Origin of the sequence: Mycobacterium sp. 94-17 (assembly GCF_035617725.1) — a bacterium.
Taxonomy (GTDB): Bacteria; Actinomycetota; Actinomycetes; order Mycobacteriales; family Mycobacteriaceae; genus Mycobacterium.
This window is the reverse complement of sequence record NZ_JAPIYN010000008.1, coordinates 149,767-169,943: the sequence shown is the minus strand read 5'-3', so window position 1 is coordinate 169,943 and position 20,177 is coordinate 149,767. Positions and strand designations below refer to the sequence as shown.

Annotated in this window: 17 protein-coding genes; 7 read left to right on the top strand and 10 right to left on the bottom strand. The window is 66.4% G+C overall.

Annotated features, from left to right (window positions below; all coding sequences use genetic code 11):
• Positions 1-11: 11 nt before the first annotated feature.
• The 5 genes from OQ789_RS12170 to OQ789_RS12150 form a co-directional block, all read right to left on the bottom strand.
• On the bottom strand, positions 12-302 hold the full coding sequence (locus OQ789_RS12170) for a CDGP domain-containing protein (RefSeq protein ID WP_324686071.1): 291 nt from the start codon (positions 300-302) through the stop codon (positions 12-14).
• A gap of 93 nt (positions 303-395) precedes the next feature.
• The gene (locus tag OQ789_RS12165; RefSeq protein WP_324686020.1) at positions 396-1,655 is read right to left on the bottom strand and encodes a cytochrome P450; all 1,260 of its coding nucleotides are present in this window, start codon (positions 1,653-1,655) and stop codon (positions 396-398) included.
• Between the two features lie 35 nt (positions 1,656-1,690).
• Complete coding sequence (locus OQ789_RS12160) at positions 1,691-2,173, bottom strand: NUDIX domain-containing protein (RefSeq protein ID WP_324686019.1); 483 nt, start codon at positions 2,171-2,173, stop codon at positions 1,691-1,693.
• Between the two features lie 6 nt (positions 2,174-2,179).
• A complete protein-coding gene (locus OQ789_RS12155; protein ID WP_324686017.1) occupies positions 2,180-3,535 on the bottom strand; it encodes a wax ester/triacylglycerol synthase family O-acyltransferase in 1,356 nt (451 codons plus the stop codon).
• Positions 3,536-3,664: 129 nt separating this feature from the next.
• On the bottom strand, positions 3,665-4,522 hold the full coding sequence (locus OQ789_RS12150; protein WP_324686016.1) for an SDR family NAD(P)-dependent oxidoreductase: 858 nt from the start codon (positions 4,520-4,522) through the stop codon (positions 3,665-3,667).
• 114 nt (positions 4,523-4,636) lie between these two features.
• Here OQ789_RS12150 and OQ789_RS12145 point away from each other — a divergent pair, with 114 nt between their 5' ends.
• The 3 genes from OQ789_RS12145 to OQ789_RS12135 are packed head-to-tail and all read left to right on the top strand — an operon-like array spanning position 4,637 to position 7,118.
• The gene (locus tag OQ789_RS12145) at positions 4,637-5,722 is read left to right on the top strand and encodes a dihydrodipicolinate reductase (protein WP_324686014.1); all 1,086 of its coding nucleotides are present in this window, start codon (positions 4,637-4,639) and stop codon (positions 5,720-5,722) included.
• 8 nt (positions 5,723-5,730) lie between these two features.
• Positions 5,731-6,504, top strand: a complete 774-nt coding sequence (locus OQ789_RS12140) for an SDR family NAD(P)-dependent oxidoreductase (protein ID WP_324686012.1) — start codon at positions 5,731-5,733, stop codon at positions 6,502-6,504.
• A complete protein-coding gene (locus OQ789_RS12135) occupies positions 6,501-7,118 on the top strand; it encodes a helix-turn-helix domain-containing protein (protein WP_324686010.1) in 618 nt (205 codons plus the stop codon). The genes OQ789_RS12140 and OQ789_RS12135 overlap by 4 nt, the downstream gene beginning before the upstream one ends.
• Here OQ789_RS12135 and OQ789_RS12130 read toward each other — a convergent pair.
• Positions 7,113-8,069 (bottom strand): D-2-hydroxyacid dehydrogenase family protein, encoded by a 957-nt coding sequence (locus tag OQ789_RS12130; protein ID WP_324686009.1) that lies wholly within the window; start codon positions 8,067-8,069, stop codon positions 7,113-7,115. The two genes, OQ789_RS12135 and OQ789_RS12130, sit on opposite strands and share 6 nt — an antisense overlap.
• A gap of 72 nt (positions 8,070-8,141) precedes the next feature.
• Positions 8,142-9,557, bottom strand: a complete 1,416-nt coding sequence (locus OQ789_RS12125; protein ID WP_324686007.1) for a short-chain fatty acyl-CoA regulator family protein — start codon at positions 9,555-9,557, stop codon at positions 8,142-8,144.
• Between the two features lie 118 nt (positions 9,558-9,675).
• Between OQ789_RS12125 and prpD the strand changes: the two genes are divergently transcribed.
• Genes prpD through OQ789_RS12105 form a run of 4 tightly spaced genes read left to right on the top strand, consistent with a single transcriptional unit; the run spans position 9,676 to position 16,622 of the window.
• Positions 9,676-11,181 (top strand): 2-methylcitrate dehydratase PrpD, encoded by a 1,506-nt coding sequence (gene prpD, locus OQ789_RS12120; RefSeq protein WP_324686006.1) that lies wholly within the window; start codon positions 9,676-9,678, stop codon positions 11,179-11,181.
• On the top strand, positions 11,181-12,098 hold the full coding sequence (gene prpB / locus OQ789_RS12115; RefSeq protein ID WP_324686005.1) for a methylisocitrate lyase: 918 nt from the start codon (positions 11,181-11,183) through the stop codon (positions 12,096-12,098). The genes prpD and prpB overlap by 1 nt, the downstream gene beginning before the upstream one ends.
• Positions 12,095-13,234 carry a bifunctional 2-methylcitrate synthase/citrate synthase gene (locus tag OQ789_RS12110; RefSeq protein ID WP_324686003.1) on the top strand — a complete coding sequence of 380 codons (1,140 nt, stop codon included), beginning with the start codon at positions 12,095-12,097 and terminating at the stop codon, positions 13,232-13,234. The genes prpB and OQ789_RS12110 overlap by 4 nt, the downstream gene beginning before the upstream one ends.
• A 4-nt stretch (positions 13,235-13,238) precedes the next feature.
• Positions 13,239-16,622 (top strand): pyruvate carboxylase, encoded by a 3,384-nt coding sequence (locus tag OQ789_RS12105; RefSeq protein WP_324686001.1) that lies wholly within the window; start codon positions 13,239-13,241, stop codon positions 16,620-16,622.
• A gap of 52 nt (positions 16,623-16,674) precedes the next feature.
• Here OQ789_RS12105 and OQ789_RS12100 read toward each other — a convergent pair whose 3' ends face one another.
• The 3 genes from OQ789_RS12100 to OQ789_RS12090 are packed head-to-tail and all read right to left on the bottom strand — an operon-like array spanning position 16,675 to position 20,151.
• Positions 16,675-17,589: a CoA ester lyase gene (locus OQ789_RS12100; protein ID WP_324686000.1), complete on the bottom strand. Its 915-nt coding sequence runs from the start codon at positions 17,587-17,589 to the stop codon at positions 16,675-16,677.
• 20 nt (positions 17,590-17,609) lie between these two features.
• Complete coding sequence (locus tag OQ789_RS12095) at positions 17,610-18,794, bottom strand: CoA transferase (RefSeq protein WP_324685999.1); 1,185 nt, start codon at positions 18,792-18,794, stop codon at positions 17,610-17,612.
• Positions 18,787-20,151 (bottom strand): LLM class flavin-dependent oxidoreductase, encoded by a 1,365-nt coding sequence (locus OQ789_RS12090; protein ID WP_324685997.1) that lies wholly within the window; start codon positions 20,149-20,151, stop codon positions 18,787-18,789. The genes OQ789_RS12095 and OQ789_RS12090 overlap by 8 nt, the downstream gene beginning before the upstream one ends.
• Positions 20,152-20,177 lie beyond the last annotated feature (26 nt).

Below are 20,177 nucleotides of genomic sequence, written 5' to 3'. Positions count from 1 at the left end.
CGGCGCCGAGTTCAGCCGTCGATGTGCGTCGGCGGGTCGGCGAAGGCGACATCCGGTGAGCGTTGGTCGGGACCCATCTGATCGCAGTGATTCTCGGGCACCAGATAGGAACTGGCGCCGTTGAGAATCAGGCGGGTGACCGTCACGCAGCGTTGCCAGGTGCCGTCGGGCTGGACGGGACCGTCGCACTTGCTGAGGACGGGTCCTCCGTACTGGCAGCCGGCCCCGGCCGGCGGCGCCGCGGCAATGAGCTGTGCGGCCAACAGCAAGGCAGCGAATCCTGTGACGATGCACCGCTTCATGGTCATCTCCCGTCCCACCACCGCCGGCACGTTAGGAACGACGCTACCGCGTGCGCAACCGCGAACGCACTGTTTGCCCGCGTTTGATCGGGACTAGACCCTGACCATGAGTTGCGAGAGCCCGCGCAGCGTGACATTGGCCTTGTACTGCGGCTCGCCGTCCAACCGGGCGCTCGGAAAACGCGCCGTCACCGCCGACAGGGCCACACCGGCCTCCAGCCGGGCCAGCGGTGCACCCAGGCAGTAGTGCGCACCACGGCCGAACCCTAAGTGCCGCAACGCCCTCCGGTCCGGGTCGAAGACATCGGGCCGATCGTATTCGGCAGGATCGCGCTGGGCGGCGGCGGTCAACAACATCATGATGTCGCCCTGGGGCACGTCGACGTCCCCAATTGTCATGTCATCACCGGCAGTTCGGGCGATCATCTGCACCGGCGGGTCGTAGCGCAGCGTCTCCTCGATGACGGCGGAGGCACGATTGGGATCGGCGCCGAGGGCGGCCCACTGCGACGGCTGGCGCAGCATCGCCAGGACCGCGTTGCCGATCAGGTTCACCGTGGTCTCGTGCCCCGCGACCAGCAGCAGCACGCAGGTGGAGACGATCTCCTCCTGGGTCAGCTGGTCGCCCGACTCTTCCACAGCGATCAGCCCGGACATCAGATCATCGCCGGGCCGCGAGCGGCGCCGGTCGATCAGCCCGTGCAGGTAGGCGCGCAACCACATTCCCGCGTCCATCCGCTCCTTCAGGTTGTCCGACGGCGAGCCGGTGAAGGCGACGAACGGGTCCAGTGATTGCGCGAGCAGCGCGGACACCCGGCTGAACTGCGGCTCGTCCTCGAGGGGTACGCCGAGCAGTCGGCAGATGACCGCCACCGGCACCGGGTAGGCGAGGTCCTCGACGACTTCGAACCGCCCCTTTTCGGCGATACGGTCGAGCAACCCGTGTATCAGCGCGACGATGTCAGGCTGCAGCGCGTTGACCACCTTCGGCGCGAATGCCTTGCTGACCAGTTTGCGCAGCCGCGTGTGGTCGGGCGGGTCCAGAAACAAGAAGCCGGGCGGGGTCTGCGTGGGCACCTCGGCGCCGGCTTCGATGAGCTGCCGGGTCTGCGCCTCGACCTGTGCGCGCGCGGCCGTCGACTTGTTTCTGTCGTTGCTCGACGACGGATGGCGCAACGCGTCGTCGCAATCACGGTAGGTCGAGAACACCGCGAGGTTGCCCGCCGGTAAGGAGAATGAGCCCCGCTCGCGAAACTGCGCGAACAGCGGGTAGGGGTCGTTGCGAACCGACCGGTCCAACAGCCGCGCCAGCAATTCATCGGGTTTCGTGAACTCGGTGGGCGCGGTCGTCATCCTGACATTGTGCCTTTCCCCCGGCGCTGCCCTGCTCAATGGCCAGATAGCTCGGCCAACCCCGGATCCGCCAGCAAGCGATCGAGGAAACCGTGCTGGCCTTTCAGCAATTTGACCCGCGCGGTGGCCACCGTGAACCAGGCCACCCGATCGACTTCGGGGAACTCGCGCAGCGTGCCCGACCCTTTCGGCCACTCCAATTCGAAAGTGTTGCTGCGCGCGGCGGTGACGTCGAGGTCGCCGCGCACGGCGAAGGCGGTCACCACCTTGCCGCCGGATTGCTTCAGCCGGCCGAGGTCGATGCGCGGCCCCGACGGCACCGGCAGCCCGAGTTCCTCGGAGAACTCGCGCTGCGCGGCCGCCCAGGGATCCTCCCCGTCGGTGTACTCGCCTTTCGGAATCGACCATGCGCCGTCGTCCTTGCGAGCCCAGAACGGCCCGCCCGGATGCGCGACCAAGACCTCGACGACGCTGCCGCGGATCCGGTACAGCAGCACACCCGCGCTCAGTTTTGGCATTGAACCTTATTCGCCCACAGCGCGTTCCAGATCCTTCAGTGAGGACTCCAGGTGCGCGAGCAGGCGTTGCAGGTGCGGCACGCTGCGCCGGCAGCCCACCAGACCGAAGTCCAGATTGCCGGCGTTGGTGGCCAGGGTGATGTTCAGCGCCTGACCGTCCAGCGCGATAGACAGCGGGTAGTTGCCGTCGAGCCGGGCGCCCCCGTAGTAGATCGGCTGCGTCGGTCCCGGCACGTTCGAAATGATGATGTTGAACGGCGGTGACGTCGATGCCACCCAGCCCGGGACCGCCGCCAGAGCCACCGCCGAGGTGTTGATGGCCGACAGCGCCAGTGCCTGGATCCGCGGCAGCTGCGAGAACACCGTCTTGTTGCTGCGCATCGATTCGCTGATGGTCTGCAGACGCTTCGCCGGGTCGTCGGTATCGGTCGCGAGGTTGCAGAGAATGGCGCCGACCAGATTGCCGCCGGCGTCGGCTTCTTCCTCGGTGCGCAAGCTCACCGGCACCATGGCGATCAGCGGTGTGTCCGGCAGCGCGTCGTGCTCGAGCAGGTAATAGCGCAGGGCGCCCGAGCACATCGCCAGGACGACGTCGTTCACGGTGACTCCCGCCGCCTTCTTCACGTTCTTGATGCGGTCCAACGACCAGGACTGCGCGGCGCACCGGCGGGCGCCGCCGATCTTGACGTTCAACATCGTCTTCGGCGCCCCGAACGGCAGAGTCAATTGCTGCTCGAACAGCGCCGCACGCGCCAGCCCTATCGTCGAGGGTGCAAGCGCCGCAAGGGATCCCGCCGTGCGCGCCAATGCGCCCAATCGAGACGACGGGCTGGATCTGCGCTTGGGCTTACCCAGGGTCCAGGGCGCGCGAATCTCCGTCTCCCCGGGATCGGTCGACATCGAACGCTGCATCAGCTTCTGCGCGGACACACCGTCGATCAGCGCGTGGTGGATTTTGGTGTAGACGGCGAACCGGCCGTCTTTGAGCCCCTCGATGATGTGCGTCTCCCACAGCGGGCGGTGACGGTCCAGCAGGCTGCTGTGCCAGCGCGAGGTGAGCTCGAGCAATTCGCGAACCCGCCTCGGCGACGGCAGCGCGGAGCGCCGGACGTGGTAGTTGACGTCGATGTCGTCGTCATAGGACCAGCCCAGGTTCGCGATTCCGCCGACCAAGCTGGCGGGATGCTTGCGGAACGTGGGCTGGAAATCTTGCTGGGCGGCCAGGCTCTTGTAGAGCTCGCCAACGAATCCGCGCCCGGCGCCCGGCGGGGGCTCGAACAACTGGAGGCCGCCGACATGCATGGGATGTTCGCGGGATTCTCCCAGGAGAAAGATCGCGTCGGTGGGCTTTATCAGTTCCATCCACTAATTAGACGCTATGCGGGCGGTCGAAGTAGTCAGAGCCGAATTACGAGGTTGGGCTCGAAGCCGAACCACCGCTCACGAAGCTTGGCGAGAAGCGCTTCCAGCGGTTGTCGGGCGGGTTGTGCGCTACAACAGATCGGTAATGGTCTTCAGGCCCGCGTCATAGAGCACGCCGGGCAGCATGCCGCCGTCGCATTCGATGGTGGTGCCGTTGACGAAGTCGGCCTGCCCGCCGGCGAGGAAAACACAGACCCGGCCCACCTCGGCGGGCTCACCGGCGCGGTGCAACGGGACGGCGGCGAAGTACTTCTCGCCGGTCGGATCGTCCTTGGGCAGCACGAACGAGCGGAAGTTCGCGGTCATCGTCGGCCCGAGCGCGATGCAGTTGACTCGCGCCTTGGGCCCCCACTCCTCGGCCAGCGACCGGGTGAGGTGGTTGAGGCCGCTCTTGGCCGCCCCGTAGGACACCAGGGTGGGCGATCCCGCCGGATGTCCTGCGCCGCTGGAGATGTTGATGATGCAGCCGACCCCGTCCTGGGCCTGCATCTGCCGATAGGCGCGGATCGCGAACCACAGCGGGCTGATGAGATTCATCTGCACGGCGAACGCGTGGAACAGCGCGGTGCGCGCGTAGTCGTCATCATCGGCGGGTGCGCCCTGAATGCGTTGCACCAGTTGGGGAATGCTCTCGGCGTGCGGCGCCGGAACGGTGCCGCCGGCATTGTTCACCAGGATGTCTAGCCGGCCGTGGGCGGCCACGACGTCGGCGACGAAGGCGTCGATCGAGCGATGGTCACCCTGGTCGCACACCCGGTGGGAAGCGCGATCCGCCCACTCCGGTTCGATGCCGGGGATGGCGTCGAGCCGTGACCGCGAGCAGCCGACCACGGTCGCACCGGCGCGCAGCAGTTCGTGCGCGATGCCCACGCCCACACCGCGGCTGGTGCCGGTGACGATCGCGATCTTGCCGTCGAGGACGCCCATCGATCGATCCTCTCCCCACAACGTTTGTTGACAGTCACTGTCAGTAAGTCATAGCCTGCCATCTTGTTCGCCGATGTGTAAAGGCCGCGCAGCGTCCCCTCCGGGAGGTCAATGATGAGTAGCCCGTCCAAGCTTCGTGTCATCCAGTGGGCCACCGGGGGCGTGGGCAAAGCGGCGATCGAGTGCGTCATCAATCACCCTCAGCTGGAGCTGGTGGGGTGTTGGGTGCACAGCGCGGCCAAGGATGGCGTCGACGTCGGCCGGATCATCGGGACACACGAGCTCGGCGTCACCGCAACCAGCAGCGTCGACGAGATACTGGCGCTGGACGCCGACTGCGTGGTGTACAGCCCGCTGATACCCAGCGACGACGAGGTGATCGCGCTGCTGCGGTCCGGCAAGAACGTGGTCACACCCGTGGGATGGGTCTACCCCGATCCGAGCAACAAGCGCCACCGGGCCGTCGCCGATGCCGCGACGGAAAGCGGTGTGACGCTGCATGGTTCGGGCATCCATCCCGGCGGCATCACGGAGCGGTTCCCGCTCATGGTGTCCTCGCTGTCGTCGGCCATCACGCATGTGCGCGCCGAGGAGTTCTCCGACATCCGCACCTACAACGCACCGGACGTGGTGCGTCACATCATGGGATTCGGCGGGACCCCCGAGGAAGCCACCCAGGGGCCGATGGCCGGCCTGCTCGAGGCGGGCTTCAAGCAGTCGGTGCGAATGATCGCCGAGCACATGGGATTTCGTATCGATCCCGACATCAGGACCATCCAGGACGTCGCGGTGGCGACCGCCGACATCGACTACGAGCCCTTCCCGATCACCGTCGGTGCCGTGGCCGCACGCCGGTTCCGCTGGCAGGCGACGGTCGACGGCGAGCCGGTCATCACCGCGGCCGTCAACTGGCTGATGGGCGAGGAGAATCTGGACCCGGCCTGGAATTTCGGCGAGCAGGGGGAACGCTTCGAGGTGGAGATCACCGGCGACCCCGACGTGAGCCTGACCTTCAAAGGGCTGCAACCGGATACGATCGCCGAAGGCCTGGTGAGGAATCCGGGCATCGTGGTCACCGCCAACCACTGTGTCAACGCCATTCCCGACGTCTGCGCCGCCGAGCCGGGCATCAAGACCTACCTCGACTTGCCGTTATTCGCCGGGCGTCCGGCTCCTGGCCTCGCCGCGCGCAGGCCATGACGCGCCAGATGAGCTATTGGCATCCCGATTCGATGCGCGGGCACGTCGCGATCGTCACGGGCGCCGCCCAAGGCGTCGGTAGGGGCGTCGCCGCGGCGCTGCTCGAACGCGGTGCGGAGGTGCTGCTGGTCGACATCCAGGACGAGAAGCTGAACGCGGCCACCACCGAGCTGAACGAACTCGGCCGGGCCGAGATGCTGGTCGCCGACCTGCGCGACCCGGACAGCGCGCAGCGGATCGCGTCCGCGGCCGTCGACGCCTTCGGCACGGTCCATGGCCTGGTCAACAACGCCATTGCCACCAACGAGCCCAAGTCGTTCGTCGACATCACCACCGAAGACCTGGCCCTCGGCCACGAGGTGGGCCCCCGCGCGACGTTCCTGCTGATGCAGGCCGTACACCCAGTGATGGTCGAGGCCGGGGGCGGGTCGATCGTCAACCTCGGTTCGGGGACCGGCACCGGCGGCGAACCCAAGTGGGGCGGCTATGCCGCCGCCAAGGAAGGCATCCGCGGGCTGTCGAAGGTGGCCGCGCTGGAATGGGGGCGCGACAACATCCGCGTCAACGTCATCTGCCCGTTCGCCGAATCGGACGGCGTCAAGTTCTGGAAGTCGTTCGCGCCCAAGGAATATGAGAAGGCACTTGGTCGGGTTCCGATGAAGCGGATCGGAGACGTGCGCACCGACGTGGGCGCGCTGGTGTCGTTCTTACTCGGCAGCGACGCCACCTTCATCACCGGACAGACCATTCACGTCGACGGCGGGATCGGCTGCTTCCGATGACCCGTCCGGCCAGGCCGGCATCGCTGCGCGACCGGCAGCGCGACCAGATCCGCGCCGATATCCGGCGTGCGGCGTTCCGCCTGTTCGTCGAGCACGGATACGACGCGGTGACCACCGAGGAAATCGCCACGGCCGCAGGTGTTTCGCCACGCACGTTCTTTCGGCACGTGCCGGCGAAGGAAGAGCTTCTCCTCGCACCCGTGCGCTACGGTGGCGCCGCGATCGTCAATCTGCTCGAAGGCCGGCCCGCCGGGGAGTCACCCGACACCGCGCTGATAAACGCCATCATCACGCGGACCCGGTCATTCGAGCAGGCCGACACGGAGGAATGGCGCGAAGCCCTGCTGGTGGTTCCCGGCCTGCTGGACAAGGTCACGGTGCACCGGCCGGCCGATAAGGAGCGGGCGACCAAGCTGATCGCGGAACGGATGGGGGTCGACCCGGGGGCCGACAGCCGTCCCGGCCTGCTGGTCCACCTCGCGTTCGCCGCAGCGGATTTCGCGTTCCAGCAATGGGTGCGACAGTCCGGGAACCCGTTGCCGTTGGACCGATACGTCACCGAGGCGCTTGATGCGATCAAGAGTCCCCACTGGAAACGGTCGCGGACCTCATGACGCCCGCCCGTCCAGCCAGGCCACGACGGATTCCACCGTGTCGGAATAGAAGGCGCCCAGCATTTCGCGCGTGACGTACCCGAGGTGGGGAGACAGCGTGACGTTCGGAAGTCCGCGCAGCCGATGGTCTTTCGGCAGTGGCTCGATGTCGAAAACGTCCAGCCCGGCTCCGGCGATGCGCCCGGCTGTCAGCGCGGCCACCAGGGCCGCCTCGTCGACGATCGGGCCCCGCGAGGTGTTGATCAAGTAGGCGTGCGGCTTCATCAGTGCCAGCTCGGCTTCGCCGACCAGCCCATGGGTGCGCTCCGACAGCACCAGATGAATGGAGACCACGTCCGACGAGGCAAACAGCGTGGCCTTATCGACCCGGCGTGCGCCCGCGCTCGCGGCGGCCTCCTCGGTCAGATTCTGGCTCCACGCAATGACATCCATGCCGAACGCGGTGGCGTATCCCGCCATGCGTCTGCCGATCCTGCCCAGGCCGAGAACTCCGAGTGTCTTGCCGGACAGCGTCGTCCCCACGCTGGTCTGCCAACCGCCGTCACGCATGATGGCGTGCTCGTGGGCGAGATGGCGCACCGTCGCGATCATCAGCCCCCAGGCGAATTCCGGTGTGGCATCGCGAAGTGACCGAAATCGGGGATGGGCGAAATCCGAATGGGCGACCACGATCCCGTGCTCACCGGCGGCGGCCAGGTCCAGGTTCGGCAGGCTCCGCCCGACGATGGTGATCAGCTTCAGGTTCGGCAGCCGCTCGAGCAGCGTGCGCGGAAACGCCATCCGCTCGCGCAGGGTGCAGAGCACATCGAAGGGCCTCAGCACGTCGACAGCCTCGTCCTCGGAAAGGTGCCGGTCGAAAACGGTTAGCTCGGCCCGCTTTTGCACCGGCGACCAGTCGGCGACCTGCAGCGCGACGCCGGCGTAGTCGTCGAGAATCGCTACCTTCGGCATGCCGTCTCCCCACTCCAGTGCATGACTCACTCGACCATTGCGTCGCGGGCGTCGTCAAGACCGCGACGGCGCTCAGGTCGTGATCGCTGGCGGGTAAGGCAGATCGGTACTGCTGTGCGGGTCGACAAAAACCGGGTGACCAAGGTACGGAAACGCGCGTTGCGGGCAAGCGGGTCGGTCGCAGATCTTGCAGCCGGCGCCGATCGGCACGATGGGCTCGGCGTCGGCCAGATCGATGCCGACGGAGTAGATCAGTTTCTCGGCGTGGGCGACGTCGCATCCCAGTCCGATGGCGAAGCTCTTGTCCGGGCCGAGGTAACGGCTCGGCTCCGTGGTGGTGGTCCTGGCGATCCAGAAGTAGGTGCGTCCGTCGGGCATCTGCGCAACCTGCGTCAAGAACTGGTCGGGCCGCGAAAACGCGTGGTGCACAACCCACAACGGGCAGTTCCCCCCGACGCGCGAGAAGTGAAATGCCGTGGCGGACTGGCGTTTCGAGATGTTCCCCGCGCTGTCAGTGCGGACGAAGATGAAGGGGACGCCTCGGGCATTAGGGCGCTGCAGGGTGGACAACCGGTGACAGATGGTTTCGAACCCCACCTCGAATCGCCTTGCCAGCTGGTCGATGTCGTAACGGACTCTCTCGGCGGCTTCGAGGAACCTCAGGTAGGGCAACAGCAGGGCGCCGGCGAAATAGTTGGCCAGGCCGATGCGGGCGACGCCGCGCGCGTCGTCGCTGAGCTGATCGTCGCCGGCGATGATTCCGGTGATCAGCCGGCTCTGGGTCAGCAGGGCGATCTGGGTGGCGAGTTGAAACGCACGCTGGCCGGGGTGCAGCCACCGGGCCAGGTACAGGGTTTTCGATTCGGGCGCAAACAGGCGCTTGGAATTGGGACCTAACGTTTGGCCGTCGTCGATCACCACTGTGACGCTGAGTTTGTCGGCGAGCAACTCCGCGAGCTGACCGTCGAGACCGCCGATGCGCAGGTTGTTCCCGTTGAACAGATCCTCGGCCGCGGCGTCCAACTCACCGATGTAGTTCTTGCGGTCATAGAAGAAGTCACGGACCTCTTCGAACGGCATGGGCTGCTGGGACATCCCCGACGTATCGAGATTGGCGCGGCTGTGCAGCGCCTCGAGGTCGGCGGTCGTGTCGTGCACCCGCCGATGCAGGTTGACCAGCGTCTGACCCACCGCCGGCATCCGGGCGACCAGCTCCTCGACTTGGGCCGCCGTGGCAGACGTGTCGGCCAAAACCTCCCGCAGATCCGAAATCAAGCGGGCGTCGGATTCGGGCGCGAAGTAGTGCGTCGGCAAGTCGAAGCGCTCGGTCAAGGTGAGCAACACCGGAACCGTGATCGGACGCTGATCATTCTCGAGCTGGTTGACGTAACTGGTGGACAGCCCCAGGACGCGCGCCAGCGCCACCTGGGTCAGCCCCTGCTCCTCACGCAACCGCCGCAGCCGTGCGCCGGCGAACGTCTTCGCCACCCGTCACACGGTACTCCGACCCTTTTCGCAAGATTCGCAAAATCTTGCGGATCAGGACACAAAATTACGCTTTTACAGGGGATTTACCCCTCTTCCGGGTATGCGTACTGTGTGGCATATGCGCATACATAACGTCCGTCCCCGGCGCAGCGCCGAGGACTTTCCCCGTGCCGAGCACCTGGCGTGGAAGATCGCCGAGGTCGCGGCCGACCCCGTCGCCGTGCCCGCAGAGACCGAGGCGATGGTGATCAACCGGATCATCGACAACGCCTCGGTCTCGGCCGCCTCGTTGATTCGCCGCCCGGTCACCGCTGCTCGAGCGCAGGCGCTCGCGCACCCGAATTCGTTCAAGGGCGCGAAGGTCTTCGGCGTCGGCGGCGACTACTCGCCGGAATGGGCGGCCTGGGCCAATGGTGTCGCGGTGCGCGAATTGGACTACCACGACACGTTTCTGGCCGCCGAATACTCCCATCCGGGCGACAACATCCCCCCTCTGGTCGCCGTGGCCCAGCACCTCGGGATCAGCGGGGCCGACCTGATCCGCGGCATCACGACCGGTTACGAAATCCAGGTCGACCTGGTCAAGGGAATCTGCTTGCACGAGCACAAGATCGACCACGTCGCGCACCTCGGCCCCTCGGTGGCTGCCGGCCTGGGCACCATGTTGCGGCTGGACAAGGAGACGATTTACCAGGCCATCGGCCAGGCGCTGCACCTGACGACGTCCACCCGGCAATCGCGCAAGGGCCTGATCTCCAGTTGGAAGGCGTACGCCCCCGCGTGGGCCGGCAAGGTCGCCATCGAAGCCGTCGACCGCGCCATGCGCGGCGAGGGTGCCCCCGCTCCCATCTGGGAGGGCGAGGACGGGGTGATCGCGTGGCTGCTGTCGGGTCCCGAGCACACCTATCAGGTGCCGCTGCCCGAACCGGGGGAACCGAAGCGGGCGATCCTCGACACCTACACCAAGGAGCACTCCGCCGAATACCAGAGCCAGGCCCTGATCGACCTGGCCCGCCGGATGCGCGAACAGATCGGCGACCTGAGTCAGATCGCGACGATCGTGCTGCACACCAGCCATCACACCCATTACGTGATCGGTACCGGAGCGGGCGATCCGCAGAAGATGGACCCGGACGCCTCCCGCGAGACGCTGGACCACTCGGTGATGTATATCTTCGCGGTCGCGCTGCAGGACGGCACCTGGCATCACGAGCGGTCCTACGCGCCGCAGCGGGCGCACCGCCCCGACACGATCGAGCTCTGGCACAAGATCTCCACGCGCGAAGATCCCGAATGGACCCGCCGCTACCACTCCTTGGATCCCGCGGAGAAGGCGTTCGGCGCGCGCGCGGAGGTCACGCTCAAAAACGGTGAAGTCATCGTCGACGAGATCGCCGTCGCCGATGCACACCCCTTGGGCGCCAGGCCCTTTGAGCGCAAACAGTACGTCGGTAAGTTCACCGAGCTGGCCGAGGGCGTCATCACCGAGACCGAACAGCATCGGTTCCTGGCTGCGGTCGAAGCCCTTCCGGACCTGCAGGCGGGCGCCCTGGGCGCACTCAATGTCACGGCTGCAGCGCCGGTGCTCGAGACGGCGCCGACGATTCCGCCGGGGATCTTCTGATGAGCGGCCTGATCGGGGGCGTCGTTCCCGCGGCGCAGAAGCGGGCGGGCTTCCGCGGTTCGTTGGAAAGCGGTCGGCTGCAACGGTTTCCGGGCGCCTTTTCGCCGCTGGTGGCCAAGCTGGTCGCCGAGCTCGGATTCGACGGGGTGTACGTGTCGGGGGCGGTGCTGTCGGCCGACCTCGGCCTGCCCGACATCGGCCTGACGACCCTCACCGAAGTCAGCGGGCGAGGCGCCCAGATCGCGAGTGTGACCGACCTGCCCACCCTGATCGACGCCGACACCGGCTTCGGTGAACCGATGAGCGCCGCCCGCACGGTGACCGTCTTGGAGGACGCCGGTCTGGCCGGCTGCCACCTGGAGGACCAGGAGAACCCCAAGCGCTGCGGGCACCTCGACGGGAAGGCCGTGGTACCCGCGAGCGAGATGGTCAAACGCCTGCGGGCAGCCGTATCCGCCCGCCGGGACCCGAACTTCATCATCTGCGCCCGCACCGACGCCGCGGGCATCGAGGGGATCCCCGCGGCGATCGATCGGGCCAAGGCCTACGCCGATGCGGGTGCCGATCTGATCTTCACCGAAGCCCTGCACACCCCAGCCGATTTCGAGCGGTTCCGAGCCGCGGTGGATACGCCGTTGCTGGCCAACATGACCGAGTTCGGCAAGTCGGAGCTGTTGAGCGCCCGGCAGCTGTCGGATATCGGCTACAACGTGGTGATCTACCCGGTCACCACGCTGCGGCTGGCCATGCACGCCGTCGAGCTCGGCCTGCGTGAAATCGCCGACACCGGAACGCAATCCGGCCTTGTGGAGCGGATGCAGCACCGCAGCCGGCTCTACGAGCTGCTCCGTTATTCCGACTACAACCAATTTGACACCGACATCTACAATTTCGCACTCGAAGGAGTAACGCCATGAGCAGCAACATCGACGAAAAGCGGGCATCTGCTCCCAAAATTTTTAAGGGGCTGGCCGGCGTCGTCGTCGACACCACCGCCATCTCCAAGGTCGTCCCGGAGACCAACTCCCTGACCTACCGCGGTTACGCAGTTCAGGACCTCGCCACCCAGCGCAGCTTTGAAGAGGTTGCCTACCTGCTGTGGCACGGAGAGCTGCCCAACGACCAACAGTTGGCGATGTTCACGCAGCGGGAGCGCGCCGCGCGCCGGCTGAACCGGTCCACGCTTGATCTACTGCACAAGCTGCCGACCAGCTGCCACCCGATGGACGTGGTGCGCACCCTGATCAGCTCCATGGGCGCCGAAGACCCCGACGAGGACGACCACGGCGAGGCGGCCAACTACGCGAAGGCCCTGCGCATGTATGCGGTGCTGCCCACGATCGTCGCCGCCGACATGCGCCGGCGTCGCGGCCTGGCGCCCATCGCCCCGCACAGCCACATGAACTACGCGCAGAACTTCCTGCACATGTGCTTCGGAGATGTTCCCGAGCAGGTGGTCGTGGACGCCTTCGATCAGTCCATGGTCTTGTACGCCGAGCACAGCTTCAACGCCTCGACGTTCGCCGCGAGGGTGGTCACCTCCACCCAGTCGGACATCTACAGCGCGGTCGTGGCCGGAATCGGTGCGCTGAAGGGCCCGCTGCACGGTGGCGCCAACGAGGCCGTCATGCACGACATGATCGAGATCGGCAATGCCCGGCACGCGACAGAATGGTTGCAGGGCAAGATCACTCGCAAAGAGAAGATCATGGGCTTCGGCCACCGGGTGTACAAGAACGGCGACTCCCGGGTGCCCACCATGAAGGAGGCGCTCAAGCGTGTCGCCGCCGTCCGCGACGGCCAGAAGTGGCTCGACATCTACGAGGTCCTGGAGAAGAGGATGGCCGAGGCCAACGGCATCAAGCCGAACCTGGACTTCCCGACCGGGCCCGCCTATCACCTGATGGGCTTCGACATCGGTATGTTCACACCGATATTCGTGATGAGCCGGATCACCGGGTGGACGGCACACATCATCGAGCAGACCGCTTCCAACGCCTTGATCCGCCCGCTCAGCGAGTACGTCGGACCTCCACAACGCGCGCTATCGTAAAGCGATGTTCGCGAAAGTACTGGTCGCCAATCGTGGAGAGATCGCGGTCCGAGCGTTCCGCGCAGCCTACGAACTGGAAATCGCGACCGTGGCGGTCTATCCCTACGAGGACCGCAACTCCGTACACCGGTTGAAGGCCGACGAGTCCTATCAGATCGGTGAAGAGGGCCATCCGGTCCGCGCCTACCTGTCGGTCGACGACCTCGTCGAGACGGCGCTGGCCTGCGGAGCGGACTCGATCTACCCCGGCTATGGCTTCCTGTCGGAGAACCCGGATCTGGCGGCGGCGTGCGCGGCGGCGGGCATCACCTTCGTCGGACCGAATGCCGACGTGCTCGAACTCACGGGCAACAAGTCACGGGCGATCGCGGCGGCGCGCGACGCGGGTCTTCCGGTGCTGGCGTCCTCGGCGCCGTCGACATCGGTCGACGAGCTGCTGACGGCCGCCGAGTCGATGACGTTTCCGCTCTTCGTCAAGGCGGTCGCCGGCGGTGGCGGCAGGGGGATGCGCCGGGTGGCCGACGCCGCCTCACTGCACGAGGCGATCGAGGCCGCCAGCCGGGAGGCCGAGTCCGCGTTCGGGGACGCATCGGTGTTTCTCGAACAGGCGGTGATCAATCCGCGGCACATCGAGGTCCAGGTGCTGGCCGACAACCACGGCAACGTGATCCACCTTTATGAGCGGGATTGCAGTGTGCAGCGGCGGCACCAGAAGGTGATCGAAGTCGCGCCGGCGCCAAACCTGGATCCGCAACTGCGCGAGCGGATCTGCGCGGACGCGGTGGCGTTCACGCGGAGCATCGGGTACACGTGCGCCGGCACGGTGGAGTTCTTGCTCGACGAACGCGGCAATCATGTGTTCATCGAGATGAACCCGCGGATCCAGGTGGAACACACGGTCACCGAGGAGATCACCGACGTCGACCTGGTGTCGGCCCAGCTGCGGATCGCCTCAGGTCAGACCCTGGAAGAGATTGGCTTGAGCCAGGATTCGATCATCCCCCGCGGCGCGGCGTTGCAGTGCCGGATCACCACCGAGGACCCGGCGAACGGTTTCCGCCCGGACACCGGCAGGATCACCGCCTATCGCAGTCCGGGTGGTGCGGGAGTCCGGCTGGACGGCGGCACGATGCTGGGCGCGGAGATCAGCGCCCATTTCGACTCGATGCTGATCAAGCTGACGTGTCGGGGCCGTGATTTTGCGACGGCTGTGCGCCGGGCGCGACGGGCGGTCGCGGAATTCCGGATCCGCGGTGTCTCGACGAATATCCCGTTCCTGCAAGCCGTCTTGGACGACCCCGATTTTCAAGCCGGCCGCATCACCACATCGTTCATCGAGGACCGGCCACACCTGCTGACCGCGCGCAGCTCGGCCGACCGTGGCACCAAGATCCTCAACTACCTGGCCGACGTCACCGTCAACAAGCCGCACGGCGAACGCCCGTCGACGGTGTATCCGCACGACAAGCTGCCCGACATCGACCTGTCTGCCGAGCCGCCGGCGGGATCCAAGCAGCGTCTGACCGAACTCGGGCCGGAAGGATTCGCGGCCTGGCTGCGCGAGTCGCGCGCCGTCGGCGTCACCGACACTACGTTCCGCGATGCGCACCAGTCGCTGCTCGCCACCAGGGTCCGCACCAGCGGCCTGATCAAGGTGGCGCCCTACATCGCCCGGATGATGCCACAGCTGTTGTCGGTGGAATGCTGGGGCGGCGCGACTTACGATGTGGCGCTGCGGTTCTTGAAGGAAGACCCGTGGGAGCGACTGGCCGCGCTGCGGGAGGCGATGCCCAACATCTGCCTGCAGATGTTGCTGCGGGGCCGAAACACCGTCGGCTACACGCCCTATCCGGAGACGGTCACGACGGCCTTTGTCGAGGAGGCGACAACCACCGGCATCGACATCTTCCGAATCTTCGATGCTCTCAACAACGTCGACTCGATGCGCCCCGCAATCGACGCGGTTCGCGAAACCGGCACCGCCATAGCCGAAGTGGCGATGTCGTACACCGGTGATCTGAGTGACCCGGCCGAAAAGCTATACACGCTCGACTACTACCTGAAGCTGGCCGAGCAGATCGTCGACGCGGGCGCGCATGTGCTGGCGATCAAGGACATGGCCGGACTGCTGCGCGCCCCCGCCGCCACGACGCTGGTTTCGGCGCTCAAGTCACGGTTCGATTTACCGGTACACGTGCACACCCACGACACTCCCGGCGGGCAGCTTGCGACATATGTGGCGGCGTGGCACGCCGGAGCCGACGCCGTCGACGGCGCCGCGGCCCCGCTGGCGGGAACCACTAGCCAGCCCGCACTCTCGTCGATCGTGGCCGCCGCCGACCACTCCGCTTACGAGACCGGGTTGTCGCTGCAGGCGGTCTGCGATTTGGAACCGTATTGGGAGTCGCTACGAAAAGTATACGCGCCGTTCGAATCTGGGCTGCTCGCTCCGACCGGGCGGGTGTACCGCCACGAAATCCCCGGCGGGCAATTGTCGAATCTGCGGCAGCAGGCCATCGCGCTGGGGTTTGGTGACAGGTTCGAGGAGATCGAAGACGCCTACGCCGGAGCCGATTCCATCCTCGGGCACCTGGTCAAGGTCACCCCGTCCAGCAAGGTGGTCGGGGATCTGGCGCTGGCGCTGGTAGGAGCCGGTATCACCGCGCAGGACTTCGCCGACGACCCGTCGCGCTACGACATCCCGGACTCGGTGATCGGCTTCCTGCGCGGGGAACTCGGCGACCCGCCGGGGGGCTGGCCAGAGCCATTACGCACCAAGGCATTACACGGCCGGGGCCCGGCGAAGCCGGAGCAAGACTTGTCGCCCGAGGACGAAAAGGCGTTGATCGGGCCGGGTGCAGTCCGGCAGGCCGCGCTGAATCGGCTGCTGTTCCCCGGGCCGACGAAGGAACTCGAGGACCACCGCGAGGCATACGGCGACACCTCCAGCCTCAGCGCCAACCAGTTCTTCTACGGATTACGCCAGGGCGACGAGCACCGGGTCGAACTGGAGCGGGGTGTGGAGCTGCTCATCGGCCTGGAGGCCATTTCGGACGCCGACGAACGCGGGATGCGCACGGTGATGTGCATCCTCAACGGGCAGCTGCGTCCCGTCCTGGTGCGCGACCGCAGCATCGCCACCGACGTGCCCGCCGCCGAAAAGGCCGACCGCGCCAACCCGGATCACATCGCCGCCCCCTTCGCCGGCGTCGTCACGGTGACCGCGGAGGCCGGCGACGAGGTGGAAGCCGGTCAGACGATTGCGACGATCGAAGCGATGAAGATGGAGGCCGCCGTCACCACACCGAAGGCCGGGAAGGTCGAGCGGGTGGCGGTGACACAGACCGCACAGGTCGAGGGTGGCGACCTGCTGGTCGTGATCGGCTAGCGGCGATCGCGAGCGCGGCGCAGCCGGGCGAAGCGGGTCGCCGCCATCGGACCTAGCGGCGATCGCCGTTGATCAACGCCGCGCGCGCCAGGGTCTGCTGCGCCTGTTTGACATGCGCCGCGTCTACCAGCACCCCGTTCACGCCCACCGCGCCGCGGCCCTTGGCCTCGGCGTCGCGGTAGGCGGCGACATTGGCTTCGGCCCGGGCGATTTCGTCGGCGGTCGGGGCATAGACCTGGTTGGCGACGGGCACCTGATCGGGGTGGATGGCCCACTTGCCGGTGTAGCCGAGCAACGACGCACGCCGAGCGTCGCGCTCGTACCCCGCGAGGTCCCGGTAGTCGGGATACGGCGCGTCGATCGCGTCGATACCGGCGATACGTGCCGCCACGATCACCTTGTTGCGCGCGTAAGCCCAGAATTCGCCGGGATATTCACCAAGCGGGGCGAAGTTGGTGTCCACCCGCGCGCCCTGAGACAGCGAGAAGTCCCCCACCCCGAAGATCAGGGCGTCCAGGCGGGGGCTGGCCGCCGCGATCTCCTCGGCGTTGGCCAGGCCTTCCACCTCCTCGATGAGGACTTCGAGCCGAATGTGTTTCTCCAGGCCGAGTTTCGCCTCCAGCTGGGTGAGCAGGACGTCCACCCACCAGACGTCGCGGGCCCGCAGGGCCTTTGGGATGATGATCGTGTCCAGGTTTGCGCCGGCCTTGGTCACCACTTCGACGACGTCGTCGTGGCACCACTGGGTGTCCAGGCCGTTGATCCGGATCGCGCGGGCGGTGTGCCCCCAGTCGATGTCGTTGAGCGCGGAGATCACCTTGGCGCGCGATTCCACTTTGACGCCGGCAGGGGTCGCATCCTCGAGGTCGAGGAACACGAGATCTGCGCCGGACCGGGCGCCCTTCTCGAACATGTTGTCGTTGCATGCGGGCACCGCCAACTCGGAACGACGGAGAAGATCGGCCACGTTTGAAGAATTTCCTTCTGTCACAGCACGCCGCGGGCGTGTAGTTCGTCAATGTTGTTGGTAGTCAAACCGAGTAGCTCGCCGTAGACTTCGGCATTGTGTTCGCCGAGGCACGGCCCGAGATGGCCGACCGTGCCGGACGCCGACGAGAATCGCGGGACGGGTGCCTGTACCTTCATCGCCCCGAGCTGTGGATCGTCGACGGAGATGAACACCTCGCGATGCGCCAGCTGCTCGTCGGCGACCAGGTCGCCAATGTCATAGACCGGGGCCGCGGCCACCTCGTGGGCATCGAAGACGTCCATCGCCTCCGAAAGCGGCTTCGTGGCAACCCAATCGGCGACGACGGCGTCGACCTCGCGGGCCCTGGCAAGCCGCCGCTGCGGATCGGAGAAGTCGGGGTCCGTCACCAGGTCGTCGCGGCCTATCGCGCGGAACACCCGCAGCGCCAGCGCCGGCGAGCTTCCCGACATGGCCAGCCACTTGTCGTCGGCGGTGCGATAGGTGTTGCGCGGCGCCGAGATGTCCCACCGGTTGCCGGACCGCTCGGGCGCCAATCCCAATTGGTCATAACCCAGTAGCGTCTGCTCGAGCAGGCGCGCCAGCGGGTCGATCAGATTGACATCGATCAGCTGTCCCGGCCCACCGTGCACGTCGCGGTGATAGAGCGCCATCATCACCGCGTAAGCGGCATTCAGCGACGCCACACCGTCGGCAAGCATGAACGGCGGCAGCGTGGGCGGGCCGCCGGCCTGGCCGGTGATGTGGGCGAATCCGCTCATCGCCTCCCCCAGCGTGCCGAACCCCGGGCGCTCGCTCTTGGGCCCGGTCAACCCGTAGCCCGTGATGTGCAGCATCACGATCCGGTCGTTGACTTCGCGCAGGCTCTCGTAGTCCAAACCCCACTTGCGTAAGGTCTGGGGACGGGTATTGAAGATGACGACGTCGGCGTGTTCCACCAGGCGGCGTACCAGCTCCTGTCCTTCGGCGCAGCGCAGGTTCAGCGTGACCGATCGCTTGTTGCGCGACAATGACTTCCACATCAGCCCGACACCGTCACGCTGGTTGCCCCACCCGCGGATCGGGTCACCATTGCGTGGGTCCTCGACTTTGATGACGTCGGCGCCGAACTCGCCCAGGTAGGTCGCCACCAGCGGGGCCGCGGCCAAGGTGGCGATGTCGAGCACCCGCACACCGTCAAGCATGTGCACCGGCGACCGCCCGCGCGTTCGAAGGGCGTTGCAGCCCAAGGTGTCCCCGCAGAGTCGATGATTCGTACTCGGTGCGGAACAGGCCCCGGCGTTGCAGTTCCGGGACCACCATCCGCACCACGTCTTCGAAGGCTCCAGGCAGATGCGTTGCGGCCAAGACGAATCCGTCACAGGAACCTGCTTCGAACCAGTCCGCCATCTGGTCGGCCACCTGTGCACCCGTTCCCACGAACCGGGGCCCCTGCAGCAGGGTGGCGCGATGGTTGGCGAGGTCGCGCAGCGTCACCGTGTCCCCGCCGATGTGGGTACGCAGGTTCTGCACCAATCCGCGGATACCAGAGACCGAGGCCAGTAGCTCGTCGGTCACCGGGTCGTCGAGATCGTGTTGGGCGAAGTCATAATTCATCAATTCCGACAACAGCGTCAGGGATGCCATGGGGTGCACCAGATCGTTGAGGAACATGGCTTCGCGCTCCTTGGCATGGGCTTCCGACTCGCCGACGACAGCGTAGGCCATGGGGCAGATGCGAACCGCGGCGGGATCGCGGCCTGCGTCGGCGATCCGCTCCTTTTGATCGGCGTAGTGACTGCGCGCAACCTCAATGCCCGGATCACCCGTAAAGATCAATTCGGCCCACTTCGAGGCGAATTCGCGTCCACGCCCCGACGATCCGGCCTGAATGATGACCGTCCGACCCTGCGGGGTGCGCGGCACCGTCAAAGGTCCGCGCGCGGAGAAGAACTGGCCGACGTGCCCGAGCTCGTGCACCTTGGCCGGATCCGCGTACTGACCGGACACCCGGTCGTGCAGGATGGCGTCGTCCTCCCAGGTGTCCCACAGACCGGTGACCACGTCCATGAATTCGTCGGCGCGGTCGTAGCGTTCGTCGTGGCCGAGGTGCGCGTCGACGCCGAAGTTCTGCGCCTCGCTGTCGTTGACCGACGTGACCACGTTCCAGGCCGCGCGGCCGCCGGAGAGGTGATCCAGCGAGGCGAAGGTGCGGGCAACGTGGAACGGCTGGTAATAGGTGGTCGAGTAGGTGGCGCCCAACCCAATCTTCGAGGTGGCCTGGGCGAGCACCCCGAGGATCACGCTGAGGTCCAGTTTGACCGGCCGGGCGCCGTAGTGGACGGCTTCGTCGACCGAGCCGCCGTACACCCCCGGCATCGCCAGGCGATCGTCGAAAAACATCAGGTCGAAGCACCCCTCTTCGAGCAGGCGACCGATCTTGGCGTAGTAGGACGCGTCCAGATACCGGTGCTCGGTCGCGGGATGCCGCCAAGAGCCCGCGTAGACAGAAGTGCTGCCGGCCTGCATGAAGGCGACGAGGGCCATCTTGTCGGTGCGCATGTTTGAAACGTAACATCTGATATTTC